Consider the following 23491-nt stretch of genomic DNA (forward strand, 5'->3'; position numbering starts at 1 on the left):
GGGGTGTTTGGGGCTATTTCTTGGGTCACCGCCGGCGGGGGGGGGGAGGCGCCCCCGGGGGGGGGGGCCCGGGGGGGGGGGCGCGGGGGGGCCCCCCCCCCCCGGCGACGCGTCAGCGCAGGTAGTCGACCAGGCCGGCCGGCTTGAGCCCGGCCGCGTCGGCAGCGGCGAGGGCGCGCTGGAGATCGGCGGCGAGGGTGTCGGTCCAGTGCATCAGGACGACGTCGCCCGGCTGCAGCAGGCCCGGGTGCCAGATGTTGGACGCGCCCCAGCTGAAGTCCGCGTCGGCGGTGAGCACGGTGCGGATGCCGCAGTTGGCGGCGGCCTGAAGGGTGTCGGCGTTCCAGGCGAAGTAGGGCGGGCGGAAGGCCACCGGCGTGGTGCCGAACTGGCGGGTCATGGCGTCGCGGGCGTCGCAGATCTCGATCTGCTGCTGCTCCAGCGGCAGTTTGCTGAGGTCGGAGTGGGAGACGCTGTGGTCCTGGATGGAGGAGCCGGGTACGGCCGTGACGCGCCGGAAGAAGTCGGGGTCGGTGCCGGCCGGCATCGGCAGCGGGAAGGCGGTGATCGGAAGCCGGTGGTCGGCGATGACTTTCTCCGCTTCGGGGGTGCGCTGCCAGCCGTCGTCGACGGTGAAGAAGACGACCTTGTCGCTGGTGGGCACGGATCCGGCGGCCACGGCCGGGGCGGGTGCGGGGCCGTCCACCCGGACGTCGTCGACCGAGAACGGGCCCTGCTGGTACCAGCCGTGGACGTAGAGCCGGACGCTGTGCGCGTTCGGGCCGGTGGCGAACCGGGTGGTGAGCTGCTGCCAGCCGCCGCCGGTGGTCTCGGTCCAGGCCGGGGCGACGTCCCTGCCGGTGCCGGTGGCTCCCAGATAGACGAAGGCGCCGCGGACCCAGGCCGAGGCGGTGTAGGCGGTGTTGGGCTGGACGGCCACGGTCTGCGCGCACTCGCCGGTGGAGTCGGCGGTGGCCGGCGTGACGGTGAGCGCGGAGGCGCCGGAGTGCGCGGTGGTGGTGGTGACGGCGGCTTCGGCCGGGCCGCCGGTGCAGTTCCAGCCGGGGACGGCGCCCCAGGCGGAGAGGTCGGGGGCGGGCAGTTCGAAGCCGGGGTTGGTGGCCAGGTTGACGGTCGGGCCGCTCGGGGTGTTCGGGCCGCTCGGGGCGCCGGCCGGGGCGGGCCCGGGGGTGGCGGAGGCCGCCGGGGCGGCGAAGGCGGTGAGCAGCGCGACGGAGGCGGCCAGCGCGGACAGGCGCGCAGACGGGCGCGCAGACGGGCGCGTGGACATCGACACGAGAGGACTCCTGCGTGTGGGGGACACGCCCGTGGGGAGGGCGTGGCGGAATCGGAACCCTGGAACCGGAACCCTGGAACCGGAACCCTGGAACCGGGCCCGTGGGGCGGGCCGCTGGAACCGGGCTCGCGGGACCTGGGTGCTCCCGGAGGGGCGGGAGCGGATGGTGCGCCGCACTCGGACCGAGGAGAAACAATGGACTGGACCAATCAGCCCGTCAAGGGAACGGCCGGTGAATCGGAGCCCACCACACCTGCCACAAAAGGGACGAGACGATCAGTCAGGGGACGTACAACTCCGCGATGTCATCGGCGTAGTACTCGGCGATCGCCGCCCGGCGCAGCTTCAGGGAGGGTGTCAGCAGTCCCTGGTCCTGGCTGAACTCGCGGGGCAGCAGCCGGAACGCGCGGATCGACTCGGCCCGCGACACCGCCGTGTTCGCCGCCGCCACCGCGCGCTGGACCTCGGTGTGCAGCTGCTCGTCCGCGAGCACCGCCCACGGGTCCAGCTGCTCCAGCCCGTGCGTCTTCAACCAGTGCGCCAGCGCCGCCGGGTCGAGCGTGATCAGCGCGGCCACGTACGGGCGGTCGTCGCCCACCACCAGGCACTGGGAGACCAGCGGATGCGCGGCCACCCGCTCCTCCAGTGCCGACGGGGCCAGGTTCTTGCCGCTGCTGGTGACGATCAGGTCCTTCTTGCGGCCGGTGATGGTCAGGTAGCCGTCCTCGTCCAGCCGGCCCAGGTCGCCCGTCCCGAACCAGCCGTCGATCAGGGACTCCGCCGTGCACTGCGGGTGGTTGAGGTAGCCGCCGAAGACCGAGCCGCCGCGCACCCAGACCTCGCCGTCGTCGGCGAGGGCCACCGACGAGCCCGGCAGCGGGTGCCCGACCGTGCCCAGCTTCTGCCGCCCGATCGGGTTGGCGGTGATCGCGGCGGACGTCTCGGTCAGTCCGTAGCCCTCGTACAGGTGCAGGCCGGCGCCGGTGAAGAAGAGGCCGAGTTCGCGGCGCAGCGCGGAGCCGCCGCACATCACGCTGCGCACCCGGCCGCCGAGTACGGCCCGCAGCCGCTGGTAGACGGTCCGCTCGTAGGCGAGGTGGCGCAGCCGCAGCTTGGGGCTGGGCCCGGGCCCGCGCCCGAACGCCTTCTGCTCCCGGGCGGCGGCCCAGTCGACGGCCACCTGCCGGGCCTGTTCGAAGAGTTCGCCGCGCCCGGCGTCCTCGGCGGCCCGCCGGGCCTGCTGGAAGATCTTCTCGAAGACGTACGGGACGACGTGCAGGAAGGTCGGCCGGAAGGACTCCATCGCGGGCAGCAGGGCGTCGGTGGAGACCTCGGGGACGTGCCCGATCCGGAAGCCGCCGCGGATCGCCGCGACCTGCACGGCCCGCCCGTAGACGTGTGCCAGCGGCAGGAACAGCAGGGTGGACGGCTGTCCGCCGCCGGTGTCGTGGAAGGCCTCCCGCCAGCCGCCGAGCAGCGCGTCGGCCTCGGCGGCCAGATTGGCGTGGGTGATCAGGCAGCCCTTGGGGCGGCCGGTGGTGCCCGAGGTGTAGACGACCGTGGCGACGTTCCCGGCCGTGACGCCGAGCCGCTGGCGGTGGACGAGCGAGTCGGGCACGTCACGGCCGTCCTCGGTGATCGCGGCGACACAGTCGCGGTCCAGCTGCCAGATGCCGGTGAGGTCGGGCAGCGCGTCGCAGACCGCGCCGACCGTCATCGCGGCGTCCTCGTCCTCGACCAGGCAGGCCACCGCCTGGGTCTCGGCGAGGATCCAGCGCACCTGCTCGGCCGCCGCCGTGGGGTAGACCGGGACGGTGATCGCGCCGATCGACCAGAGCGCGTAGTCGAACAGCGTCCACTCGTAGCGGGTGCGGGACATCAGGGCGACCCGGTCGCCGTAGCGCACGCCCCGGGTGAGCAGGCCCTTGGCGAGGGCGAGCACCTCGTCGCGGAACTCCCGCGCGGTGACGCCCCGCCACTCGTCCCGGTGCCCGAACCGGTGCCCGTCCCGGTGCTCGGCGGGGTCGGCGGGGCCCGGCGGGCCGACGCGGCGGGCCAGCTGCACCAGGTCCGGTGTGCGTTCGGCGGTGTCGTACAGCGAGTCGGCGAGTCCTCCGGTGGCCTCGGGCCCGGCCGCGGCGGGGGTGGTGAACTCGCGCACATTCCCCCCGTTGGCGTCTCGCGGCAGCACTGCCCGCGCCGGTGCCGGAACCGGTGTCGGCGCCGGAGGCCGTGGCGGCGGTGCCGGGCCGCGCAGGTGGAGCGAAACTATCGGATCGGCCTGTCACTGCCCAGGGTTGTGACCGTGACGCGACGAGATCGGCACCGGTCCCTGCGGAAGGTGTCGCCGCCGAGGAGGAACCGCGTGCGTTCGGTGACCGGGCAAACCGGGCGGAGGTGGATGATCCGGACGCGAGCCCGCAGTGACCGGGAGTCGATCCTGACGTGTGCGGGGCAAGCCGGGGAAGTGGACTGGTACGACCCTCGAACGAGTGGTCAGGGCGTAGTAGGCTCTCGCAGACCTGCGACCGGGGGCCTCCCGGCCAGGCCCGATCCGACGACGCACCATCCACGCCGACCAGCCCCGAAGCCGATTCCCGAAGCCCGTACCCGAACTCTTTCCGAAGCCCTTTCCGAAGCCCTTTCCCAAGCCTTTTCCGGCCGAGCCCCGCGGCTCCTCCGAACCGCTCCCCGTCCGCGCCTGGCACTTCCCGACCGAGGACTCCATGCGTCTGCGCAGCAGCTCGATCCGCGCGAAGATCATCGCGCTGCTCCTGGTGCCCATCGTCGCACTCACCGCGCTGTGGGTGTACGCGACCTTCGCCACCACCGGAGACGTCTGGGGCCAGCTGGAGATCAGCCGTACGTACAAGGAGTTCGGGACCCCGGTCGACCGGTACGCCGACGATCTGCAGAACGAGCGCCGCGCGGCCGTCCAGCGACTGGCCGTCCCGAACTCGCAGGTCGCCACGGACGCCTACGAACACGCCAAGGCCGCCACCGACCGCAGCCTCGACGTCCTGCGGCAGAAGAAGGACCACGCGGGCGGCAAGCTCTCCAGCTCCCAGCGCGGCCGCTTCCTGCAGATCATCGCCGCCGCCGACCAGATCGGACCGCTGCGCGCGCAGGTCGGCCGCTCCGCGCTCAACTGGGAGTTCGCGCTGGGGCAGTACAGCGACCTGGTCAAGCCGGTGTTCGGCTTCCGGTCCGCCTACGTCGCCCGGCAGAGCGGCCAACTCCCGCGGCAGGGGACCATCCTGATCGAGCTGGTGCGCGCCCGCGAGTACCTCGCGCAGGAGGACGCGGCGATGGAGGGCCTGCGCGGCGGCGCGGCCAAGCCCACCGCCGAGCAGTACCAGGTCGCCCTGGACGCCCTGCACAACCAGCAGGCCCTGTTCACCGTCTACATCGCCGAACTCGAACCCGCCGACCAGTCCGACTACATCGCTCTGCGCGGCGGCGAGGCCTGGGCCGCGCTGGCCCGCGCCGAAGCGGACTTCGTCGGCGCCGGCGGCCCCGAGCGGGTCGCCCAGGCGATCAACGGCGACTCCTGGCGGGAGACCGCCGACCGGGCGCTCGGCGACCTCACCTCGATCAACGCCCGGATCGCCAACGGGATCGGCGAGCGCGAACGGTCCGCCGCGATCGGGCTGCTCTGGCGCGGCGGCATCGCCGGTGCGATCGGCCTGGTCGCGGTCGTCCTGTCGGTGCTGATCTCCTTCCGGATCGGGCGCGGCCTCGCCCGCGAACTGATCGGACTGCGCAACGCGGCCAACGAACTGGCCGGCGCCCGGCTGCCCTCCGTCATGCTGCGGCTGCGCCGCGGCGAGGCGGTGGACGTCGCGGCCGAGGCACCCGAACTGCGCTTCGGGGCGGCCGAGATAGGCCAGGTCGGCCAGGCCTTCAACGCCGTCCAGCGGGCCGCCGTCGAGGCCGCCGTCGAGCAGGCCGAACTGCGGCGCGGCGTCTCGGCGGTGTTCGTCAACCTCGCCCGGCGCAGCCAGGTGCTGCTGCACCGCCAGCTCACCCTGCTCGACACCATGGAGCGCCGCACCGAGAACCCGACCGAGCTGGCCGACCTCTTCAAGGTCGACCACCTCACCACGCGCATGCGGCGGCACGCCGAGGGCCTGATCATCCTCGCCGGCGGCTCTCCCGGGCGCGCCTGGCGCAAGCCCGTCCGGATGGTGGACGTGGTCCGCGCGGCGGTCGGCGAGGTCGAGGACTACGCCCGGGTGATCGTCCGACCGTTCCCCGGCACCGGCCTGCTCGGCAGCGCCGTCGCGGACGTCACCCACCTGATCGCCGAACTCGTCGAGAACGCCGCGGTGTTCTCCCCGCCGACCACCCAAGTCACCGTCCAGGGTGAGGTGGTGGCGCACGGATTCGCGCTGGAGATCGACGACCGCGGGCTCGGGCTGAGCGATCAACTCCTCGCCGAAACCAACGAACGCCTCGCCGTGGAGCAGGAGTTCGACCTCGCCGACACCGACCGGCTGGGCCTGTTCGTGGTCAGCCGGCTGGCCCGGCGGCACGGCATCCGGGTCCACCTGCGCCCGTCCCCGTACGGCGGGACGACGGCGGTCGTGCTGATCCCGCGCGAACTGCTCGCCGAGGCGCCGGACGGCCTGCCCGAACCGCCGCCCACCGGACAGCGCTCCGCCCCGGCCCGGCGTGGACAGCGCGACCTGGTCGCCGTGCCCGCGCTCGGCGGTGGCGGTGGCGGTGGCGGCGGCGGCGGCGGTACGGCGGAGGGCACGGCTCGGGCCGCTGCCGGCTCTGCCGTCGGTGTCGGCGCCGGTGCCGGGTCTGTGGCCGGTTCCGTCGCGGGGGAGGACGAGCGGAACCGGGGCAGCGGCGGTCCCCGGCCGTCCACGCCCGAGCCGGCCCGGACACCGGGCGGGCTGCCGCGACGGGCCTCGCGGACCAAGGGCGGGCCGGTGCTGGTGCCCGCGCCGCCCAGGGACGCCGAGGACGGTGCGGGGACGGGGCGCCACCGTCGGGACGAGCCGACCACTGCCGCTCCCGTCGTCGACGGGCCCGCGGACCCGCCGTTGGTCGCAGGCCCGCGGACCGAGGGCGGGCTGCCCCGGCGGGTCCGGCAGGCGAACCTCGCGCCGCAGCTCAAGGAGCAGCTGAAGGAGCGCCTCCGGGAGCGGGCCGACCACGGGCCCGAGGACGAGGCCGCCCTCGCCGCCCGACGGGCCCGGGAGGCCCAGGAGGCCGAGCGGGCGCGTGAGCGCTCGCCCGAGGAGGCGCGGGCCACCTTCGCCTCGTTCCAGCGCGGCTTCACCCGAGGGCGCGGCGCCGCCACGCCCAGGTCGGCCCCGGCGAGTGCCCGGCCCGCCGCCGTACCAGCCTGGCAGCCGCCGGACCCCGCCCGGCGGGCGAACAGTCCGGCACCCGCCCCGGCGGCGCTGTCCGCGCCGCCGGACGGTGCCCGGGCACCGCTCGCCCGTCGGGTGCCGGCCGGCTCGCCCGTCCGACGGAACCCGGCAAACCCTGCACCACCGGGAACACCTGCACCATCGGCAACACCCGTACCAACAGCACCACCTGCACCACCCGCTCCATCGGAAGGAACTGATTCATGACCACTTCGACGCAGCCGTCCGGGGACCTCAACTGGCTCCTGGACGACCTGGTGGGGCGCGTCGCGGCCCTGCGGCACGCCGTGATCCTCTCCAGCGACGGCCTGGCCACCGGAGCCTCCCGCGACCTCGACCGCGAGGACGCCGAGCACCTGGCGGCCGTCGCGGCCGGATTCCACAGCCTGGCCAAGGGCGCCGGCGGGCACTTCAAGGTCGGCGGAGTCCGCCAGACCATGGTGGAACTGGACGAGGCGTTCCTGTTCATCACGGCGGCCGGTGACGGCAGCTGCCTGGCCGTGCTGAGCGAGGCCGAGGCCGACATCGGCCAGATCGCCTACGAGATGGCGCTGCTGGTCAAGCGGGTCGGCGAGCACCTGGCCGCCGAGCCGCGCACCGAAGCCGCGCCGCCGGGGAGATGAGCGGTCCGATGGCGGATCCGAAGGCTGAGGCGGCGGGGCCGCCCGAGTCGTCTGGCTCGGGCGGCTCGGACGTGTCGGCCGGGGCGGTGGTGGAGCAGACGGGCCAGGACGGGGCCGAGTCCGACCTGCTCCACCCGCGTGCCCCTGCCGACGACCGCTGGTTCGACGACGAGGCCGGCCCGGTCGTGCGGCTCTACTCGATGACCCGCGGCCGCACCCGGCCGGTCGAGGACGGCCTGTTCGACCTGATTTCGCTGATCACCGCCGCCGAGCCCGGGCCGAACGCGGGGGCCGTGCCCGCGCACGTCCTCGACCCGGAGCACCAGACCCTCCTCGCCTGGTGCCGCCGCGAGCCGCTGTCCGTCGCCGAACTCGGCTCCTACACCGACCTGCCGGTCAGCGTCGTCCGGGTGCTGCTCGGCGACCTCTACGACGCCGAGCTGATCAGCGTCACCCGACCCGTTCCGCTCGCCGAGCTGCCGGACGAGCGCCTGCTGCGAGACGTGATCAATGGACTCCGTGCGCTCTGACCACGACGGCCGCGCCGCTGCCGGCGGCACCTCTGCCGGCAGTACCCCTGGTGGCGGCACCCCCGGCGGCCACGGCTCCGGCGGTCGCGCCAACGACCCGCGCTGGCGCGGCGGCCCGGCCGTCGCGGTGAAGATCCTCGTCGCGGGCGGCTTCGGCGCGGGCAAGACCACGCTGGTCGGCTCGGTGAGCGAGATCCGGCCGCTGCGCACCGAGGAGGAGCTCAGCGAACTGGGCCGCCCGGTGGACGACACCTCGGGCGTGGAGGCGAAGCGCACCACCACCGTGGCGATGGACTTCGGCCGGATCGACCTGCGGCCCGGACTCGCGCTGTACCTGTTCGGCACGCCCGGGCAGGACCGGTTCTGGTTCGTCTGGGACGAGTTGGCCCGCGGCGCGCTCGGCGCACTGGTGCTCGCGGACACCCGGCGGCTGGCCGACTGCTTCCCGTCGGTCGACTTCTTCGAGCAGCGCGGCATCCCGTTCGTGGTCGCGGTGAACTGCTTCGACGGCACCGAGCGGTTCTCCCCGGACGAGGTCCGCGACGCGCTCGACCTCGACCCGGACATTCCCGTGCTGCTGTGTGACGCGCGCCTGCGGGAGGACGGGAAGGAACTCCTGGTCGCGCTCGTCGAGCACGCCGCCGCCCGTCGCCACCGCGGCACCCCGGCCCGAATCTGACGCCGCCACACCCCGGGCCGGGCGCTGCCGTGACCCGGTCTGACGACACCGCGTCCGGGTCTGACGCCTCCGCGCCCCCGGTCTGACGCCGCCGCACCATCGGTCCGGCACTGCACCCGCACAGAGGCTTCACAGAGCCTCCGAGCCTCCCGACGTCTCATTCGGTTGTCCGCATCCCGGACGTTCGGTGTGCCGAAGGTTGCCTAGACCGGCCCGGCGTGGAAGGCTCTGGGCACGAAAGCCGCCCGGCCATGCCGTCGGGAGGGCCGGAAACGTTCCGTTCACGAAGGCGCGCATCGACGACGACGCGCCGTCGTGCAGAGCAAGGGGGAGGGCAGCAGGATGACCGTCGGCCAGCGACGCGCCACGACCGATCCCGCCCCCGTCACGCCGGTGCTCACCGTCCGCCGCTACATCGACCAGGCGCTGATCTGCAGCGCCTGTTGTCGGTGACCGGCCGGCCCCTTCCCGGTACGTCCCTGACGCTCCCGGCCCACCCGGCCGCCGTCTGACGCACCGCCAATCCCGTCGACCAGGCCGTAGCGGACCCGCCTCATCCGGCGTGCCCGCGACCGCCGATCCGGCCCCGCCTCGCGGAGAGACCACCAGTGAACATCGCCTGCACCAGCCCCGCCCCCGGCATCGCCGGCCGTCCCCGCTCGACCGGGGCGGCCTCCGCGATGTGCGTCGGTGGACCGGCCAGGCGGTGGAACGGGCGCGCGAACCGCGCCGGGGACAGCCACCAGGGTCGCCTCGACCTTGAGCCGTTCTGGCCGTCCCGGCAGCCGCACCTGTTCGATCAGACGTGTCCGGGCTCGCCCAGCGCGTCCCGGCCCTCCGCAGGCTGATTCCGGATCAGCCCGGCAGTACGCCCGGTCGACGCGCAGACGACTCCACCCCGTCCGTCACGCGCGAAATGAGCGGCACACCATGTCTTCTTCATCCACGGCCACCCTGCCCCTGCCCTCCGCGACCCCGCATCTGCGCGCGGTCCGCTCCGTCCCGGGCGTCGCCCCGGCCGGCTCCGGCGTCTCCGGCGCGCCGGGCTCCTCCGCCTCCCCGCTCTCGCACGGCTCGCCGGCCGCCGAGCGATGGCCCGGGGGAGCGGTCCGGTCCTCTCACGCGATCCCGTCCCGTCCGGCGGGCGCGGGCGTCGTGCCCCAGCCGGGCGCGGTCCTCCCGGCCGCGCCGGCTGCCCTGCTCGCCGCGCTGCCCGAGGGGGCGACCGTCGTCGCCGCCCTGCCGCAGGGCGCGCTGCCGCAGGGTCTGCTCGCCCAGTACGGCACGCAGTTCGGCGCCGGTACCGGGAACCCGATGGTCGGGTACCTGGTGCTCGTGCCGGCCGACAGCCCGGTGGCGGCGGTGCCCGCCGGCGCGCCCCTCGGCGGGCCCTCGGGTGCACAGCACGTCGGTGCGCACGCCGGTGCGCACGTGAGTGTGCCCGCACAGGCCGGTGTTCGCCCGGTCCGACCGGCCGGGCGCGGCATCGCCGTCGACGCCGAGCGGCGCAACGCCTACGTCGACGGGCGGCTGCTCGACCTCACCTACCTGGAGTTCGAGCTGCTCGCCCACCTCACCGAGCACCCGCAGCGGGTGCACACCCGGGACCACCTGGTCTCGGCGGTCTGGGGTTACGGCCACGTCGGCGACGGCCGCACGGTCGACGTGCACGTCGCCCGGCTGCGCCGCAAGCTCGGACCGGGCTACCGCGACACGATCGTGACGGTCCGTCGGGTCGGCTACAAGTACACTCCGGCCAGCTGATCGGCCACCGAACTTCCTGCCGCGGCGGGTTGCCCGTGCTCTCGCGCAACGGGCAGCCCGCTGCGGCATTATGACGTGACGTCAGGCGCGCTGATCGGGCGGCAGCAACAGGACGGCGAGCGCGTCGGCGCAGGTGCGGGCGTGGCCCAGGAACCAGTCCAGGCGGTCGTCGGTCAGGTGCGCCGGGGTCGAGCGGACGGCCAGCGCGAACCGAGCCTGCCCGGTGCCGTCCAGGACGGGCACGGCCGCCGTCCGCACCCCGGCGGCCGACTCGCCGTCGTTGAGCGCGTACCCGGAGCTCCGGACCTTCGCCAACTCCTCGTCGAGCCGAGCCGGTTCGGTGATCGTCCGGTCGGTGAACGACGGCAGCGGGCCGAGTGCCGACACCGCCGGCTCCCCCGGGCGCGGCCAGGCCAGCAGTACCTTGCCGAGCGCCGTGGAGTGCAGCGGCCGGCGCAGCCCGAGGCCGGTGTCCGGGCGGACGGAGGACCCCACCAGGATGACCGCGTGCGGACCGCTGCGGATCGCGAGGTCCGCGGTCGCACCGGTGCGTCGGGACAGCCGGTCCAACTCGGGTGCGGCCAGGTGCAGTCCGCGCTGGTGGAAGGTGAGTTGGCCGAGTTCGGCGACCGCCGGGCCGAGCCGGTAGCGCGCGGTCTGCTCGTCCTGCTCCAGGAAGCCGGCGCTGACCAGCGTCCGGGCCAGCCGGTGCGCGGTGGAGACCGAGAGGTCCATCCGGCGGGCCAGGTCGGAGGCGCTCAGGTCGGGGCCGTTGTCGTGGAAGCAGTGCAGCAGCCCCAGCGCGCGCTGGACGGCCTGCGCACCGGCCGGTGGGCCCTGGACGGCGGTGGCGGCCTCGGCCATGGCACCTCGCGTTTCGGTTCGGGAATCCGGCTGGATCACCGGGAGGAGTCTCAGCGTAGGGCAGCGAGTGCTGCGGGATTGTGTCGACGACGTTGCAATGGAATGGCGTTGATGAACAAGTGATCCCACCATGTGGCAAAACCTTGCCTCCGGCTCGATCGTCGTGGAACGCTCCTCACATCGCGCCGGACGCCCGCCGTCCGGCGCACCACCCGCAACCTCGACCCGCAGGAAGGAGCGACGCCGTGACGATCCACCGGCGCCTCGCCTCCTGCGCGTGTTGTCGCTGACGCTCCCCTCGCGCCGCACCGTCCGGCGTCCCCCGCCTCGCGGGACCCACCGCCCCACCCGACTCGCCACCTCGTGCAACTCCCCGACGCCCCAGGCCCCGTGACCCGCGCGGCGTGCCCAGACCCGCAGCCTTCCGGCGCCCGCCGAACCCGCCCCCTCCGCAGAGGACCACACCCCGTGCCCAGCCCTTCCCCCAGTGCCCCCGACACCCTCTGGTTCACCCGCTGCCCGGTGCCCACCGCCACCGGGATCGCCGCCGACCAGGGGTGGCTCGCCCGCGAGTTCGCCGCCGACGGGATCGCCGTCCGCTCGCTCCAGGACGCCCCGCCGGAGGTGGCCGCCGACCACCACTACACCCACGCGCTCACCGGACTGTTCCGCGAGGGCGGCAACGTCCCGGCGCTGTGGGCCCGTTCGCGCGGCGAGCGGACCCGGCTGGTCGGCCTCACCTGGATCGAGGAGCGCCAGGTGGTCCTGGTCAGGGCCGGCAGCGGCATCACCGGCCCCGGCGACCTGCGCGGGTTGCGGCTGGCGGTCCCACATCATGACATCGGCATCGACTTCTGGCGGGCGATGGCCCTGGCCGGCTTCCGCGGCGCCCTCGGCCTCGCCGGGCTCACGCTGGACGACGCCGAGCTGGTCGACGTCCCGGGCCTGCCCGGCGGCGGGCAGTGGGCCGGCGAGCTGGCCGCGCTGCGGGACGGTGTGGTGGACGCCGTGTACGTGAAGGGGGCGCTCGCCGTCGAGGCGGCCCGCCGGGTCGGGGCGGAGGTGGCCGTGGAGCTGGACGCGGCGCCGGACCGCCGGGCCCGGGTCAACAACGGGACGCCCCGGCCGGTCACCGTCCACCAGCAACTGCTGGACGAGCAGCCGGAGCTGGTCGCCCGCTTCCTCGCCGTTCTGCTGGAGGCCGCCGACTGGGCGGCCGAGCACCCGGCGGAGGTGGTGCGGATCCTGCGGGCCGAGACCGGCGCGGGCGCCGAGGGCGTGGCCGGGGCGTACGCGCCGGGCAGCCACCGCACCCTGCACCTGGACCTCTCGGCGGAGCGCCTGGAGCTGCTGGCGCAGCAGGAACGTTTCCTCGGGGACCGGGGATTCCTCGCCTCCCCGGTCGACATCCCCGGCTGGGCCGACCCGGAACCCCTGCGCGCCGCCCACGAGCTGCTGCGCGAACGGCGCCGCGCCGCGGTGGGCGGCTGAGCGCCGCCCGGCCGCCGGCTGACAGATCACAACTAACAGATTTCAGCAGACAGATTTCAGATAACAGATTTCGAAAGTTGTCACTTGTCAGCTGTCCTTCGTTTGGAGACCCCGTGAAGACCCCCCGCCTCGCCCTCGCCGCCACCGCGCTGCTCGCCTCCACCGCACTGGCCGCCTGCGGCTCGTCCGCCGACGGGGCCAAGGCCTCCGCCGACGGCGGGGCCGGCGGCAAGGCCGACGTGGTGCTCCGCCTGCCCGACCCCGGAAACAACGGGTTCCTCGCCCGCGGCAAGAAGGACGGCTCGCTGGACAAGGCGCTGGCCGCCGTCCACGCCAAGGTCGCCTGGACCGGCAGCGCGGGCCCGTTCGCCCCGGCCGCGCAGGCCCTGTCCGCCGACCAACTGGACGTCGCCCTGGGCTCGATCACCTCGGCCGTCGCCGCGCTCGCCCAGAAGCCCGGCTTCAAGCTGTTCGCCCAGACCGCGCCCGACGGCGTCGGCGAAGGGATCCTGGTGAAGAACGACTCGCCCATCAAGTCCGTCCAGGACCTGGTCGGCCGCAAGGTCGCCGTCTCCCAGGGCGGCACCAGCGAGTACCTGCTGCTCAAGGCGCTGGAGAAGAACGGCATCCCGGCCGACAAGGTCGAGCGGGTCTACCTGCGCGCCGACCAGACGGCCGGTGTCTTCAACTCCGGCCAGGTGGACGCCTGGGCGACCTGGAACACCTTCTCCACGCCCACCATCGCCAACGCCGGGGCGCACTTCCTGGCCAACGGCAAGGAGGTCGGCTCCGACAACTACGCCGTCTGGGCCGTCCGCAACGGCTTCGCCGACAAGCACCCCGAGGTGGTCAAGGCCTTCTACACCTACCTGCGCGAGAACGGCCTCAAGGAGAAGGCGGACCCGGCCGCCTACCTCAACGTCTTCACCGACTCCGGCCCGACCGCCGTCACCCCCGCCGAGAAGGACATCGCGGTGAACGTCAGCGGGCAGGGCGCCGCCGCGGAGGCCATCTCCGACGCCGACACCGCCCGCTTCGGCACCGTCGCCCGGTTCTTCGCCGACCAGAAGGTCACCAAGCAACTCGTGGACGTCAAGCCGTACCTGATCGACATCAACAAGCTCGGGGACGGTGCCAAGTGACCACCGCCGCCCCCGAACGCACCACCGACGAGACCCGTCTCGCCCTCGACGCCGGACTCGTCACCCCGCACACCAGGCGGCAGCGACCCCGCCCGCGCGCCCTCGCCGTGATCCTGCGCACCCTGGGCCCGCTCGCCCTGCTCGGCGGCTGGGCGCTCGCCTCCGCCACCGGCGCCCTCACCCAGGACGTCCTCGCCTCACCCTCCCAGGTCGCCGGAGCCGTCGGCGAGTTGTGGGGCAACGGCCAGCTCACCGATGCCCTCGGGGTCTCCCTCACCCGGGCCGGCCTCGGCCTGCTCTTCGGCGCGACCACCGGTCTGGTGCTCGGCGTGGTCACCGGCTTCACCCGGCTCGGCGAGGAACTGCTCGACTCCGCGATCCAGGTGCTGCGCACCGTCCCGTTCCTGGCGCTGGTCCCGCTGTTCATGGTGTGGTTCGGCATCACCGAGACCGCGAAGGTCGCCCTGATCGGCGTCGCCACCAGCTTCCCGATGTACGTGTCCGCCTCCGGCGGCGTCCGCAACACCGACCGCAAGCTGGTCGAGGCGATGCGCAGCTTCGGGCTCGGCCGCTGGGCCATCGTGCGCACCGTCGTCCTGCCCGGCGCGCTGCCCGCCCTGCTGTCCGGTCTGCGGTTGTCGATGACGCTCAGCGTGATCGCCCTGATCGCCGCCGAGGAGATCAACTCCACCGAGGGGATCGGGTACTTGATGGCCCAGGCCCAGAACTACTCGCGCACCGACATCCTCGCCGTCTGCATCCTGATCTACGGGCTGCTCGGCCTCACCGCCGACGCGGTCGTCCGGGTCCTGGAACGCCTCCTGATGCCGTGGCGCCAGGCCGTCCAGGGAGCAGCCCGATGAGCACCGCCACCTCCGCCACTTCCGCCACTTCCGTGCCTGCGACCGCCGTGCCTGCGACCGCCGCTCCGGCCGTCCATCTGCGGGGCCTGCGCCGGGTGTTCGGCACCCGGGCCGTCCTCGACGGTGTCGATCTCTCCATCGCCCGGGGCGAGTTCGTCGCCCTGCTGGGCGCCAGCGGCACCGGCAAGACCACCCTCCTGCGCATCCTCGGCGCGCTCGACCGGGCCGACGAGGGCACCGTGCTCGTCCCGCCGGTGCGTACGGTGGTCTTCCAGGAGCCCCGACTCGTCCCGTCCAAGCGGGTGTTGGCCAACGTCACGGTCGGCCTGCCGCGCGGCGCCGCCACCAGGGAGACCGGACTCAAGGCGCTCGCCGAGGTCGGCCTGGACAAGCACGCCGACGCCTGGCCGGCCACCCTCTCGGGCGGCGAGGCGCAGCGCGTCGCCCTCGCCCGGGCCCTCGTCCGCGAACCCCAACTGCTGTTGCTCGACGAGCCGTTCGCCGCACTGGACGCGCTCACCCGACTGCGCATGCAGGACCTGGTCGGCGACCTCGTCCGCCGCCACCGCCCCGCCGTGCTGCTGGTCACCCACGACGTGGAGGAGGCCGTCCGGCTCGCCGACCGCGTCGCCGTCCTGCGTGACGGCCTGCTCGTGCGCGACGAACCGGTCGCCGTCGACCACCCCCGCGACCCCGCCGACCCGGCCTTCGCCGACCTGCGCCGCCGACTGCTGGCCGACCTCGGCGTCCACTGACCCGTAAGCGGCCCCACCGAACCGTCCTCAAGACCGCCCGCCCGCACCACCGGAGTTGAACAGATGACCGTGACCCTCGGCGTCCACGCCAGCAACCCCTCGCTCTACTACCTCGCCCGACTGCCCTACCTGGACGAGGAACTGGCCCCGCTCGGCGAGACCGGCGCCTTCCACCACTACGCCGACGGCACCCGCACCGGTGCGCTGCTCGCCGACGGCACCATCGACTTCGGCGGGACGGGCTCGACCCCGCCGGTCACCGCCCAGGCGGCCGGCCACGACCTGGTGTACGCGGCGGTCTCCGCACCCCGGCCCGACCACGGCGCCCTGCTGGTGCTGGACGGCGGCCCGGTCCAGGCGGTGGCGGACCTCAAGGGCGGTACCGTCGTGCTGGGCATCGGATCCTGGCAGACCCATCTGCTCGCCAAGGCCCTGCACGCGCAGGGGCTTTCGTACGCCGAGGACGTCACCCCGGTGCGCCCGGCGGCCGGCGAGGACCAGGCCCAGCGGCTGCGCGACGGCGAGATCGCGGGGTGGATCGCCCAGGGCGCCGAACTGGCCGCCGCCCGCCGGAGCGGGGGCTTTCGGGAGCTGATCCGCACCGGCGACGTCATCACCGACCGCTCGGTGTTCTTCACCCGCCGGGACTTCGCGACCGGGCGCCCCGAGGTGGTCGCCGCGATCGCCGCCGCGCTGCGCCGGGCGGACGCCTGGGTGGCCGCGCACCCGGCCGAGGCGGCCGCGATCGCGGCGGAGCAGCTGGGCGGCTCGGCCGTCGACTGGCAGACGGCGCTGGCCGCACTGCCGTGGCAACTGGAGCCCGCCACCGCCGGGTTCATCGCCGAGCAGCAGGAGGCCGCGGACATCTTCCACGGGGTCGGGTTCATCGACCGGGCGCTGACCGTCGCCGACGCCCATCTGCCCGCGCTGGAGGCCCCGGTGGCCGCCGCGCTCGCCAAGGCGGTCTGAACCGTGGCCTCCGAAGTCCTCTGGTACATCATCCCGCGCGAGGGCCACTACCCGTGGGAGCCGGCCGGCCGCCGCCCGGTGGATCTCCGCTACCTGCAGCAACTGGCTGGAAGCGTCGAGCGGTTGGGCTACACCGGCGCCCTGCTCGCGACCGACCTCTACGACGTGTGGACGCTCGGCAGTGCGCTCGCGGCCGCCACCACCCCGGCGTTCAAGCCGCTGCTGGCCGTCCACCCGGGGCTGGTCTCGCCCACCCTGCTGGCAAAGATGGCGCTCAGCTTCGACCGGATGCACGGCGGCCGACTGCGGTTCAACGTGGTCAACGGCTCGACCGCGCAACTGCGCGAGTACGGACTGGACGTCGAGCACGACGACCGCTACCGGCTCAGCGCCGAGTACTGGTCGATCGTCAAGCGCCTGACCGCCGGCGAAGTCTTCGACCACAAGGGCGAGTTCTACGAACTGAAGAACGCGGGCGCGAGCCTGCGGGAGCTGACGCCGGTCCAGCCCGGTGGCATCCCGCTCTGGTTCGGCGGCAGTTCGGCGGCCGGCATCGAGATGGCGGCCGAGCACGTGGACGTCTACCTGACCTGGGGCGAGCCGCCGCACCTGCTCAAGGAGAAGCTGGACCTGGTCCGGGCGCGGGCCGCCGCCCACGGCCGGACCCTGCGGATCGGGCTGCGGCTGCACCTGATCGTCCGCGACACCGAGGACGAGGCCTGGGCGGCCGCCGACCGCCTGCTCGACGTCACCAGCGAGGCCACGTACGCCCGCCAACTGGGCGGCGCGAAGGGTGAGGACGGGGTTGGCTGGCAGCGGCAGTTCCGCCAGCACGGCGGCAAGGTGCCCGCACGGGCCCGGGAGCTGGAGGCCTACCCGAACCTCTGGCCGGGAATGAGCCTGTTCCGCCCCGGCCCCGGTACGGCGGTGGTCGGCTCTACGGCCCAGGTGGTCGAGCGGTTGCAGGAGTTCGAGTCGCTGGGCGTCGACACCTTCATCCTCTCGGGTAACCCCCTGCTGGAGGAGGCTCACCGGGTTGCAGAAACGGTACTGCCCGCCCTGGGCATCCGCCGTTGACGGCTGACGGCTGACGGCTGACAGGTGACAACTAACAGCTGACAGATGATGAAATCTGTCAGCTGTTAGTTGTTCGCCTGTTCCGGCGGCAAGCCCCCTACCCGCTCAGAGGCTGAGTCGGTCGATCTCCGCGAGCTCCTCCGCGGTCAGCGGACCGCCCGCGAGCGCGTCGATGTTCTGGTCCAGCTGGGCGACGCTGCTCGCCCCGATGATCACCGAGACCACCCGCGGGTCCCGCAGGACCCAGCACAGCGCGAGCTGCGCCAGCGTCTGCCCGCGCCGCTCGGCGACCTTGTTGAGTGCCCGCAGCTGCTCCAGCTTCGGCCCGCTGAGCGCCTCCTCGGTCAGGAACCGCCCGACCGACATCCGCGAACCGGCCGGCACCTCGCCCGACAGGTAGCGATCCGTCAGCAGGCCCTGGGCGAGCGGCGAGTAGGCGATGAGGCTGGTCCGGGTCTCGCCCACCGCGTCCAGCACGCCCTCCTCCACGTACCGGTTGAGGATCGAGTACGCCGACTGGTTCAGCAGCACCGGCGTGCCCAGCTCGCGCAGGATCGCCACCGCCTCCCGGTGCTGCTCCGCCGGGTAGTTGGAGATCGCCGCGTACAGCGCCTTGCCCGAGCGCACCGCGCTGTCCAGCGCGCCCATCGTTTCCTCGAGCGGGGTGTCCGGGTCGTAGCGGTGGGAGTAGAAGACGTCGACGTAGTCCAGCCCCATCCGGTCCAGCGACTGGTCCAGGCTGGCCAGCAGGTACTTGCGGCTGCCGCCGTTGCCGTACGGGCCCGGCCACATGTCCCAGCCGGCCTTGCTGGCGATGAACAGCTCATCGCGGTACGGGCGGAAGTCCTGGGCGAACAGGTAGCCGAAGTTGCGTTCGGCGCTGCCGTACGGCGGACCGTAGTTGTTCGCGAGGTCGAAGTGGGTGATCCCCCGGTCGAAGGCGCGGCGCAGCACCGCGCGCTGGACCTCCAGCGGCTGGGCGTCACCGAAGTTGTGCCAGAGGCCGAGCGAGACGGCCGGCAGCTGAACGCCGCTGCGGCCGGCCTTGCGGTAGGTCATCGAGGCATAGCGGTCATCCGCGGCGAGGTAGCTCATGCCGGACATCTTGCCAGTCGTCGCGGGCGGATCAAGCCCTTGCCCCGTTTCTGACCGGTGCTTATGCTCGCGGGGGATCGTACGCGTGCGAGGCGAAGGGGGAGTCGCGATGACCGTCCAGGCTGTGGCCCCACCCGCGACCGCACCCGAGACCGCAACCGTGTTCGCGGCCACGACCACGGCCACGGCCATGACCGCACCCGCGATCGCGACCGCCGTGCCCCGCTGTTGTCGTCGCCGCCGCTGCACCTCGCGCTGACGCCGCCCCAGAGCCGCTCCGCCGCGATCCCCTCCCGGTGCCGCCCGCGTGAGCGCAGCCCGTACCCGGGCGTTCCGCGCGGGCCGCCGCCCCTCCTCGGCAGCCGTGCCCGCGCCTCGGGTCAGGGCGTCGCGCCGAGGCCCCATCGAGCGCCCCCAAGGAGACCGCCGTGCGGTTCACCGTCTCGTCCCTCGTCGCCAACGGACCCGATCCCGTGACCGGCGTCCAGCGCACCCCGCAGGAGAAGCTGTGGAACGTCATCGACCAGGCGGTCGTGGCCGAGCAACTCGGTTACGACGGCTACGGCGTGGGGGAGCGGCACGGTGAACCGTTCCTCTCTCCGGCTCCGCCGGTGCTGCTCAGCGCGATAGCGGCCCGCACCTCCACCATCCGGCTGTTCACCACGGTGACGGTGCTGAGCATCCTGGATCCGGTCCGGGTCGCCGAGGACTACGCCCTGCTCGACCAACTCTCCGGAGGCAGGGTCGAGTTGATCATCGGCAAGGGCAACGACCCGCGGCACTTCGACCTGTTCGGCCTGCCCGAGGAGCGCCAGTGGGACGCGCTCGCCGAGAACTACGGCCTGTTGCGCCGACTCTGGCGTGAGGAGAGGGTGACCTGGGAGGGCTCGACCCGCCCGCCGCTCAAGGACGCGGCCGTTTCGCCGCGCCCGTTGCAGGACCCGATCCCGGTGTGGCACGGCAGCGCGACCAGCACCCAGTCCACCGACCTGGCCGCCCGCTACGGTGACCCGCTCTTCTCCGCCAACTCCTTCCACCCGCTGGCCAAGTACCGCTCCCTGGTGGAGCACTACCGCGAGCGCTGGGCGCACTACGGGCGCGACCCGAGGGAGGCCAGGGTCGGCGCGAGCTTCGGCGGGCTGTACGTCGCCAAGCGCTCGCAGGACGCGGTCGAGGGCTTCCGTCCGTACTGGGACGCGATGTTCAGTTCGGCGGCCGGCCGGCACAACAAGTCGCCGTTCACCTCGCTGGAGGACGCGTTGGAACACGGTTCGGCCCTGGTCGGAAGCCCGCAGCAGGTGATCGAGAAGATCCACCGCTATCACGAGGCCTTCGGCAACGAGGTGGTCGGGATCGGAGTCGACGCCCTGACGGAAGGGGCGCAGCGGGAGCAGTTGGAGCTGTTCGCGGCCGAGGTCGCCCCGGTGGTCAGGCGCGAGCTTCCGTGAGCGCCTGCCAGACGTGACGCGCGCCACCGGCCGCGGTGGAGTGCCGCCGGTCGGGGCGGGGGAGACGAGCGGGCGAGGGGCCGTGGCCGCCGGGGGGCGGCGCACGGCCCTCAGCCGTCCCCGGCGCGAACTCGTCCGCCCGCCTCGTCCCCGGCGCGAACTCGTCCGCCCGCCCCGCGTCCGCGTCGAGCTGGGAAATTCCTGGCCTTCTGTACCTACTGGTATGTACAGTGATTCACATGACCACCCAGGACCGCCTCATCGAGAGCACCCAGGAACTCCTCTGGGAGCGCGGCTACGTCGGCACCAGCCCCAAGGCCATCCAGCAGCACGCCGGTGTCGGCCAGGGCAGCATGTACCACCACTTCGCCGGCAAGCCCGACCTCGCCGCAGCCGCCCTGCGCCGCAGCGCCGAGCAACTGCGGGGAGTCGCCGCCGCCGACCTGTCCGCCCCCGGCAGCGCGTACGACCGCATCGCCGCCTACCTGCACCGCGACCGTGACGTGCTGCGCGGCTGCCGGATCGGCCGGATGGCCCAGGACCCGGACGTCATCGCCGACCCCGAACTGCGCGCCCCCGTCGAGGAGACCTTCGACTGGCTGCGCGCCCGGATCGCCGAGTTGGTGGCCGAGGGCCAGGCCGCGGGCGAGCTCGTCCCCGGTGTCGACCCGGCCGACACCGCCGCCGCCGTGGTCGCCGTCGTCCAGGGCGGCTACGTCCTGGCCCGCGCGGCCGGCCGGGCCGAGCCCTTTGATCAGGCCGTACGCGGCGCCCTCGGCCTGCTCGCCGCTCAGCGCACCGCCTGACCCGCGCCGCGCACGGCTGAGCGGCCGCGCGACCGACTGACCGCGTGACCGCGAGACCGCGCGCGTGACCGACTGGCCGAGCGATCCCCGCTCGACGATCCGACCGAGGAGACCCGCCGTGCACGCCATGCAGTACGAGATCACCCTCCCCGCCGACTACGACCTGGGGATCATCCGCAAACGCGTCGCCGACAAGGGCCATCTGCTCGATGCGCACCCGGGCCTCGGGCTCAAGGCGTACCTGGTCCGCGAGCGGGGCCGCGACGGGTCGCCCGTCAACCAGTACGCGCCGTTCTACCTCTGGCGCACCGCCGAGGGCATGAACAGCTTCCTCTGGGGACCGGGCTTTCGCGGTCTGAGCGCCGACTTCGGCCGCCCGGCCGTCCGTCACTGGCTCGGCGCCGGTCTGGCCCACGGCGCCGTGCCGGACGCTCCGGCGACCTCGACCTCGACCTCGACTGCGACCACAACCGCGACCGCGACCGCGATCACGGCTACCCGGCACATCGTCAGGCTCCCCGAGTCCGACGATCCCGCCGAGGCGGTCGAGCGGGCCCTCGCCGAGTCCCCCGCGTACCCCGCTCTGCACACCGCCGCCGTCGCGGTGGATCCGAGTCGCTGGGAGCTGGTCCGCTTCGCCCTCTGGTACGGCCCGGCCCCGGACGACGTACCGGGCATCCGCTACCAGGTGCTGCACCTGTCCCGTCCCGAACTCAACCGGCTGCCCGGCGGCCGACACTGGTGAAAGGTTTCGCCACTTCCATGACCAGCCCCACGACCGCGACCGTCGCCCCCGCGACCGCCCCCGTCACCCCCGCGACCGCCGTCCCGGCCCCCGCCCCGATGACACCGGCCGACCTGACCCCCGCGCCGCTCGACCGCGAAGCCGGCTACGCCCTGCTCGCAGACCTCGCCGGCCCGGTCGCCGCCGCGACCCTCGGCGGCCTGGACGGTCTCGCGCCCGGCTTCCCCGACTGGATCGTCACCAGTCTCTTCGGCGGCACCTACCAGCGCCCTGGCCTCGCCCTGCGCGACCGGCAGGTGGCCAACCTGGCCGCGCTCACCGCCCTCGGCGGCGTGGAGCCGCAGCTCGCCGACCACGTCCGCAACAGTCTGCGGATCGGCCTGACCAGGGAGGAGATCACCGAGGTCATCGTCCACCTCGCCCCCTACGTCGGCGTCCCCAAGGCCCTGGCCGGCCTGCGCGTCGCCTCCGCCACCTTCGCCGAGGTGCCCCCGACCGAGGCGTCCCCGGCCGCCGCAGGCCCGACCCCGGCATCCCCGACTCCAGCAGACCCGACCCCGGCGTCCCCGACCGAGGAGGACCGGGCATGACCCCCACGATCCGTACCGTCCTCGGCGACCTCGACCCCGCGGAACTCGGTGCCACCGACTCCCACGACCACCTCTTCATCCGCAGCCCCCTGCTCCCCGGCGAGGAACTGGACGACCCGGCCGCCGCCGAGGGCGTCCTGCGTGCCTTCGCGGCGGCCGGCGGACGGTCGTTCGTCCAGTGGACCCCGTACGGCATGGGCCGCGGAGCGGACTCCCTCGCGAAGCTCTCCCGCGTGACCGGAGTCCACGTCGTCGCCGCCACCGGCCTGCACCAGGCGGCCCACTACGACCCGGACACCCTCCGCGCCCTGTACGACGGGCTGGCCGAACGCTTCACCGTCGAACTCACCACCGGGCTGACGGCCGAACCGGCCACCGAACCGCCTGGACCGCCTGGACCGCCCGCAGCCCCCGAGGCCCCCGAAGCACCCGCGTCGCCCGAGGCCGTCCGGGCGGGCCTGATCAAGGTTGCCTGCGACCCCGGGACCACCACGGCGCACACCCGCCGGGTGATGGCCGCGGCCGCCGACGCGCACCACGCCACCGGTGCTCCGATCGCCGTTCACCTCGAACCCCGAGCCCACCCGCACCTCGTACTGAACCGGCTGCACGTTCGACACGGCGTCCCGCCCCACCGGATCATCCTCGGCCACCTCACCCGGCTGCCGGATGTGCGGGTGCACCGCGAACTCGCGGCGGAAGGCGTCTACTTCGCGCTGGACAGCCCCTCCCGGGCCGGCCACCCGGCCGACCACCAGGCCTTCGACGTCATCGCCGACCTCGTCGAGGCCGGCCACGCCTCCCGACTCCTCCTCGGCGCCGACACCACCACCCGCACCGCCCGTCAGGCCGACGGCCCGACCAAACTGCTCAACGACCTCGTCCCACGGCTCGCCCGCACCTTCGGCCCCGAACTGCCCGGCCTCCTCCTCACCGCCAACCCGGCCGCCGCCTTCGCCACCGACTGGCGCACGCCCTGAACCGTCCCTGCTCGGCCCGCCCCGGTCTCGACCCCGGCCGCAGGCCGACCCCGGGCCTTCGGCGAAGGCCCGCCGCCCACGCCCTACCGTGACGGCCATGGTGACCCTGCGCATCCTCACGACCGACGACTGGCCGCTCTGGCGCGACCTGCGCCTCGCCGCCCTCTCCGACGCGCCGCACGCCTTCAAGGCCCGCCTGGCGGACTGGCACCAGGGCGGCGAGGAACGGTGGCGCACCCGGTTGCACCTTCCGGGCACCCACCACGTCGCGGCGCTGCTGGATGGTCCGGCCGGCCCGGCCGGACCGGCCGGTCCGGACGCCACACCCGGCCGCCGGGCGGGCGGCCGCCCCGGAGCCGCCGCAGGGTCGGATACACAAAAGACAC

21 protein-coding genes and 1 pseudogene are annotated in these 23491 nt (G+C 73.7%); 18 read left to right on the forward strand and 4 right to left on the reverse strand.

What is annotated here, in order from left to right:
* Nucleotides 1–112 precede the first annotated feature (112 nt).
* Together ACFV6I_RS05605 and ACFV6I_RS05610 are read right to left on the reverse strand one after the other, a co-directional pair.
* Nucleotides 113–1291 carry a polysaccharide deacetylase family protein gene (locus tag ACFV6I_RS05605; protein ID WP_380423670.1) on the reverse strand — a complete coding sequence of 393 codons (1179 nt, stop codon included), beginning with the start codon at nucleotides 1289–1291 and terminating at the stop codon, nucleotides 113–115.
* A 286-nt stretch (nucleotides 1292–1577) separates the two neighbouring features.
* Nucleotides 1578–3458, reverse strand: coding sequence for an AMP-dependent synthetase/ligase (locus ACFV6I_RS05610; protein WP_380423646.1), 1881 nt, complete (start codon nucleotides 3456–3458; stop codon nucleotides 1578–1580).
* A gap of 565 nt (nucleotides 3459–4023) precedes the next feature.
* On the opposite strand from ACFV6I_RS05610, the gene ACFV6I_RS05615 reads away from it, so the two are divergent.
* From ACFV6I_RS05615 to ACFV6I_RS05635, 5 genes are all read left to right on the forward strand, one after another.
* Complete coding sequence (locus tag ACFV6I_RS05615) at nucleotides 4024–6891, forward strand: nitrate- and nitrite sensing domain-containing protein (RefSeq protein WP_380423647.1); 2868 nt, start codon at nucleotides 4024–4026, stop codon at nucleotides 6889–6891.
* Nucleotides 6888–7307, forward strand: a complete 420-nt coding sequence (locus tag ACFV6I_RS05620) for a roadblock/LC7 domain-containing protein (protein WP_063349983.1) — start codon at nucleotides 6888–6890, stop codon at nucleotides 7305–7307. Before ACFV6I_RS05615 ends, ACFV6I_RS05620 begins: the two co-directional genes overlap by 4 nt.
* An 8-nt stretch (nucleotides 7308–7315) precedes the next feature.
* Nucleotides 7316–7837: a DUF742 domain-containing protein gene (locus ACFV6I_RS05625; RefSeq protein WP_380376897.1), complete on the forward strand. Its 522-nt coding sequence runs from the start codon at nucleotides 7316–7318 to the stop codon at nucleotides 7835–7837.
* A 127-nt stretch (nucleotides 7838–7964) separates the two neighbouring features.
* A complete protein-coding gene (locus tag ACFV6I_RS05630) occupies nucleotides 7965–8516 on the forward strand; it encodes an ATP/GTP-binding protein (RefSeq protein WP_063351534.1) in 552 nt (183 codons plus the stop codon).
* Between the two features lie 930 nt (nucleotides 8517–9446).
* Entirely contained in the window at nucleotides 9447–10280 is an 834-nt protein-coding gene (locus ACFV6I_RS05635; protein ID WP_380423648.1) for a winged helix-turn-helix domain-containing protein, read from the forward strand.
* An 81-nt stretch (nucleotides 10281–10361) separates the two neighbouring features.
* Here the strand turns inward: ACFV6I_RS05635 and ACFV6I_RS05640 are convergent, their stop codons facing one another.
* On the reverse strand, nucleotides 10362–11144 hold the full coding sequence (locus ACFV6I_RS05640; protein ID WP_380423649.1) for an IclR family transcriptional regulator: 783 nt from the start codon (nucleotides 11142–11144) through the stop codon (nucleotides 10362–10364).
* Between the two features lie 468 nt (nucleotides 11145–11612).
* Here ACFV6I_RS05640 and ACFV6I_RS05645 point away from each other — a divergent pair, with 468 nt between their 5' ends.
* The 6 genes from ACFV6I_RS05645 (at nucleotide 11613) to ACFV6I_RS05670 (ending at nucleotide 17441) form a co-directional block, all read left to right on the forward strand.
* Nucleotides 11613–12635, forward strand: coding sequence for an ABC transporter substrate-binding protein (locus tag ACFV6I_RS05645; protein ID WP_380423650.1), 1023 nt, complete (start codon nucleotides 11613–11615; stop codon nucleotides 12633–12635).
* 113 nt (nucleotides 12636–12748) lie between these two features.
* Nucleotides 12749–13777 (forward strand): NrtA/SsuA/CpmA family ABC transporter substrate-binding protein, encoded by a 1029-nt coding sequence (locus tag ACFV6I_RS05650; protein ID WP_380423651.1) that lies wholly within the window; start codon nucleotides 12749–12751, stop codon nucleotides 13775–13777.
* Nucleotides 13774–14640 (forward strand): ABC transporter permease, encoded by an 867-nt coding sequence (locus ACFV6I_RS05655; RefSeq protein ID WP_380423652.1) that lies wholly within the window; start codon nucleotides 13774–13776, stop codon nucleotides 14638–14640. Before ACFV6I_RS05650 ends, ACFV6I_RS05655 begins: the two co-directional genes overlap by 4 nt.
* Nucleotides 14637–15395 carry an ABC transporter ATP-binding protein gene (locus ACFV6I_RS05660; protein WP_363367103.1) on the forward strand — a complete coding sequence of 253 codons (759 nt, stop codon included), beginning with the start codon at nucleotides 14637–14639 and terminating at the stop codon, nucleotides 15393–15395. The genes ACFV6I_RS05655 and ACFV6I_RS05660 overlap by 4 nt, the downstream gene beginning before the upstream one ends.
* Before the next feature lie 63 nt (nucleotides 15396–15458).
* A complete protein-coding gene (locus ACFV6I_RS05665; RefSeq protein ID WP_380423653.1) occupies nucleotides 15459–16364 on the forward strand; it encodes an ABC transporter substrate-binding protein in 906 nt (301 codons plus the stop codon).
* A gap of 3 nt (nucleotides 16365–16367) precedes the next feature.
* Nucleotides 16368–17441 carry an LLM class flavin-dependent oxidoreductase gene (locus ACFV6I_RS05670; protein ID WP_380423654.1) on the forward strand — a complete coding sequence of 358 codons (1074 nt, stop codon included), beginning with the start codon at nucleotides 16368–16370 and terminating at the stop codon, nucleotides 17439–17441.
* Between the two features lie 105 nt (nucleotides 17442–17546).
* Here ACFV6I_RS05670 and ACFV6I_RS05675 read toward each other — a convergent pair whose 3' ends face one another.
* Nucleotides 17547–18536, reverse strand: coding sequence for an aldo/keto reductase (locus tag ACFV6I_RS05675; RefSeq protein ID WP_063351537.1), 990 nt, complete (start codon nucleotides 18534–18536; stop codon nucleotides 17547–17549).
* Between the two features lie 109 nt (nucleotides 18537–18645).
* Here ACFV6I_RS05675 and ACFV6I_RS05680 point away from each other — a divergent pair, with 109 nt between their 5' ends.
* The 7 genes and pseudogenes from ACFV6I_RS05680 to ACFV6I_RS05710 form a co-directional block, all read left to right on the forward strand.
* Nucleotides 18646–18795, forward strand: a complete 150-nt coding sequence (locus ACFV6I_RS05680; protein WP_380423655.1) for a hypothetical protein — start codon at nucleotides 18646–18648, stop codon at nucleotides 18793–18795.
* Between the two features lie 169 nt (nucleotides 18796–18964).
* Nucleotides 18965–19984: an LLM class flavin-dependent oxidoreductase gene (locus tag ACFV6I_RS05685; protein WP_380340254.1), complete on the forward strand. Its 1020-nt coding sequence runs from the start codon at nucleotides 18965–18967 to the stop codon at nucleotides 19982–19984.
* Nucleotides 19985–20223: 239 nt separating this feature from the next.
* Entirely contained in the window at nucleotides 20224–20790 is a 567-nt protein-coding gene (locus ACFV6I_RS05690) for a TetR/AcrR family transcriptional regulator (protein WP_063349991.1), read from the forward strand.
* A 118-nt stretch (nucleotides 20791–20908) separates the two neighbouring features.
* Nucleotides 20909–21535 (forward strand): DUF4865 family protein, encoded by a 627-nt coding sequence (locus tag ACFV6I_RS05695; protein WP_380423656.1) that lies wholly within the window; start codon nucleotides 20909–20911, stop codon nucleotides 21533–21535.
* Nucleotides 21536–21552: 17 nt separating this feature from the next.
* Nucleotides 21553–22125 (forward strand): carboxymuconolactone decarboxylase family protein, encoded by a 573-nt coding sequence (locus tag ACFV6I_RS05700; protein ID WP_380423657.1) that lies wholly within the window; start codon nucleotides 21553–21555, stop codon nucleotides 22123–22125.
* Nucleotides 22122–23105 (forward strand): phosphotriesterase, encoded by a 984-nt coding sequence (locus tag ACFV6I_RS05705; RefSeq protein WP_380423658.1) that lies wholly within the window; start codon nucleotides 22122–22124, stop codon nucleotides 23103–23105. Before ACFV6I_RS05700 ends, ACFV6I_RS05705 begins: the two co-directional genes overlap by 4 nt.
* 97 nt (nucleotides 23106–23202) lie before the next feature.
* A pseudogene (locus tag ACFV6I_RS05710) lies at nucleotides 23203–23491 on the forward strand (hypothetical protein); the annotation flags it as partial.

It is taken from the genome of Kitasatospora sp. NPDC059803 (assembly GCF_042732255.1).
In the GTDB taxonomy this organism is placed as follows: Bacteria; Actinomycetota; Actinomycetes; order Streptomycetales; family Streptomycetaceae; genus Kitasatospora.